Genomic DNA, 2,910 nt, shown 5'->3' on the forward strand with positions numbered 1-2,910 from the left:
GCCTACAGGTCAATCCGGACACGATCGAGGCGCAGATGCAGGGCGGTGCAATTTTCGGCCTGACTGCAGCACTCCATGGTGCAATCACACTGAAGGATGGCAGGGTTGAGCAGGGCAACTTCGATACTTATCTGCCGATGCGCATCGATGAGGTTCCGGTGATCGAAACGCATATCGTTCAGAGCGCCGAAGCACCAGGTGGTATTGGCGAGACTGCGACCGCTGCGGTCAGTGCAGCGGTGACGAATGCGATCTTCGCGGCCACCGGCAAACGTATTCGCACCTTGCCGATTGATCCGGGCTTTTTGAAGAAGGAAGCCTGAGCGGTCACCAACAAGTGATGCTGGAATCCGTTCTAGACCATGGATTCCAGTGCCTTTGCTCTTGCTGCATACATTTGCTTGAATCGCGGATGATTCCGGAGCGGATCAAGGTCGGAATCATTGTCGAACCACAGCATTTGCTCGGGCGTGTTGCGCGTAACCACATGCTCGAGCAGATCGAGCGCCGGTTCGATATCACCGAGGATCGAATAGGCGCAGGCGATATTGTAATGGGCGTAGATATCATCGGGAGCGATGGCGAGTGCACGAGCCGCCCAGTCGCGGGCCCGTTCACGCTCGCCAAGATGCGCCAAAGCGAGTGCGCCTCTGTGTGCCGGGCTCGAGTTTTCAGGGTGCAGAAGCAATGCGCGCTCAGCCCTTTCAATGCCACGCTGCGCCCAATTTTCGGTTTCGGTAATCGATCCCAGTCTTTTGTAGACGGAGGTCAGAAGGATCGGCGAAACGTAATCGTCGGGCCGGATTTCTGCTGCTTTGACAAAATATCTGGCGCAGGCTTCCATTTCGCCCTGCGTATAGAGTAGCCGGGCGTAAAAATAATTTGCTTCATACAGGTCCGGTTCAAGCTCGAGTGCGCGTTCGAATTCGGTGGTCGCTTCCACGCGCCGATCATTACTATGCAGTGCGAGCCCTCGGGCCGCATGCGCCTCGGCGAGTTCTGGGTCGAGGGCAAGGGCTCGCGCGCTATGCTCAAGGATATCTTCGAGTGAAACCTCCTCGGAATGCCACCCGTGCAGGGCCGACTCGCAATTGGCGATGCCGGCATAGGCGCGGGCATAGTGCGGGTCGAGTTCGACGGCCTTCTTGAACATACGGCGGGCCAAAAGCAGATAGGCTTTCGTCCATTCATGCGAGAACTGCCGCCCTCTGAGATAGTAGGTATAGGCCTCGACGTTCTCGGTTGGCGCCCGGGTTACAGCCTTTTCTTCGGGCAGCAGCTTGATTTTCAACTGCTCGACAATTGCGCGCGTAATCTCGTCCTGGATCGCAAAAATATCGGTCATGTTGCGATCGTAGCGATCAGCCCACAGATGGCCGCCGGTCGTCGCGTCGATGAGCTGGCCGGTAATTCGGATGCGCTGTCCGGCCTTGCGGATGCTACCTTCCAAGATAAATCGAATGCCAAGTTCTTGCGCAACCTGTTTAACCTTGACCGATTTGCCCTTGTAAGTGAACACGGTGTTGCGCGCGACGACATGCAGGCCAGAGATCTTCGACAGGTCGGTAATGATGTCCTCGGTGATGCCATCGGAAAAGTATTCCTGTTCGGGATCGCCGCTCATATTGGTAAAAGGCAGAACGGCGATGGACAGCCCGAGCGTATCCTTGGCGGAAACCGCAGCCGGCGGACGAGGGCGCGTCATCGAGGCAGGATTGAGCACGATAGTGTAGACGTGAATGGCGCGTTCGATGTTCTTGAGCCTGTGCTCGCCTAGGTCCTCGAAGGCGAGATCGAGCCGACTGCCAACATGCTCGCGCACCGATCCTGAAACGGCGATACTGCCTGGCGCCGCAATGCCTTCCAGCCGCGCTGCGACATTCACACCATCGCCAAAAATATCGCCATTCTGGACGATCACGTCTCCGAGGTTGATGCCGATCCGGAACTCAATGCGGCGGTCCGGTTGGACATTCTCGTTACGAGCGCGCATGCCGCGTTGGATTTCGGCAGCACAGCCGACCGCCTTGACTACACTCGGGAACTCGACCAGCAGGCCGTCACCCGTCATCTTGACGATACGCCCCTGGTTTTCGGCGATTCGCGGGTCAATCAGCTCTGCCCTATGTCCATTGAGGGCGGATAGGGTACCCGCCTCGTCCTTGGCCATGAGTCTGCTGTAGCCGGCAACATCGGCGACAAGAATGGTAGTCAGTCGACGTTCCACGCGGCCCCCAAAAAGAATTCCCCTGTTGTTTTGCGGCGCACTGTAACCCAATCTTATTTCTACGTCGCCTTATCACATTTCAGTATATCGGGCGCTCGCGTCCTTAGCGCCACATGCCGCGCATGCGGGCGCCGATATCAACCCGGACCTGCCGTGCGTCCGGTTGCCCGGCCTGAACGCGCGAAGCAACGGGCCACGTGACACATTCGAAATATTGCAGCAGCGTCGCCGGAATGAACCGTGTCCGAGACGCATAGACATGCCGGTCGCCCTGCGGGTTCTGCCCATGGGTGAAGAAGCGCTGCGGTGTGACGAGATGTAGATGGTCCTTTGCCCGGGTCATAGCGACATAGAGGAGACGGCGTTCTTCCTCGATTTCCGCCGTCGTTCCGGTGCCAAGATCAGAAGGCATGCAGCCATCGACGGCATTCAGCAGATAAACGGCTTTCCATTCCTGGCCCTTGGCGGAATGAATGGTTGAAAGGATCAGATAATCTTCATCAAGGAGCGGCACGCCAGACTGGTCGCTGGTCGCGTCGGGTGGATCAAGGGTAAGCTCGGTCAGGAATCGTTCGCGTGAGGGATAGCCTGCCGCAATCTGCTCCAGCTGGACTATGTCGGCCTGCCGCGTCGAAGCGTCCTCGTGAATACGTTCGAGGTGTGGCTCATACCAACGGCGGGCG

3 protein-coding genes are annotated in these 2,910 nt (G+C 57.7%); 1 reads left to right on the forward strand and 2 read right to left on the reverse strand.

The genetic code is table 11. The features are described from left to right. Positions 1-323 (forward strand): molybdopterin cofactor-binding domain-containing protein (locus AAAC48_RS04570; protein WP_340653037.1); only part of this gene is annotated, 323 nt, incomplete at its 5' end. Positions 324-355: 32 nt separating this feature from the next. Here the strand turns inward: AAAC48_RS04570 and AAAC48_RS04575 are convergent. Together AAAC48_RS04575 and AAAC48_RS04580 are read right to left on the reverse strand one after the other, a co-directional pair. Beyond that, positions 356-2,227 carry an adenylate/guanylate cyclase domain-containing protein gene (locus AAAC48_RS04575; protein ID WP_340653038.1) on the reverse strand — a complete coding sequence of 624 codons (1,872 nt, stop codon included), beginning with the start codon at positions 2,225-2,227 and terminating at the stop codon, positions 356-358. 103 nt (positions 2,228-2,330) lie between these two features. After that, positions 2,331-2,910: ATP-dependent helicase (locus tag AAAC48_RS04580; protein WP_340653039.1), on the reverse strand; the 580-nt coding region annotated here is incomplete at its 5' end.

This window comes from Phyllobacterium sp. (assembly GCF_037994405.1).
In the GTDB taxonomy this organism is placed as follows: domain Bacteria; phylum Pseudomonadota; class Alphaproteobacteria; order Rhizobiales; family Rhizobiaceae; genus Phyllobacterium.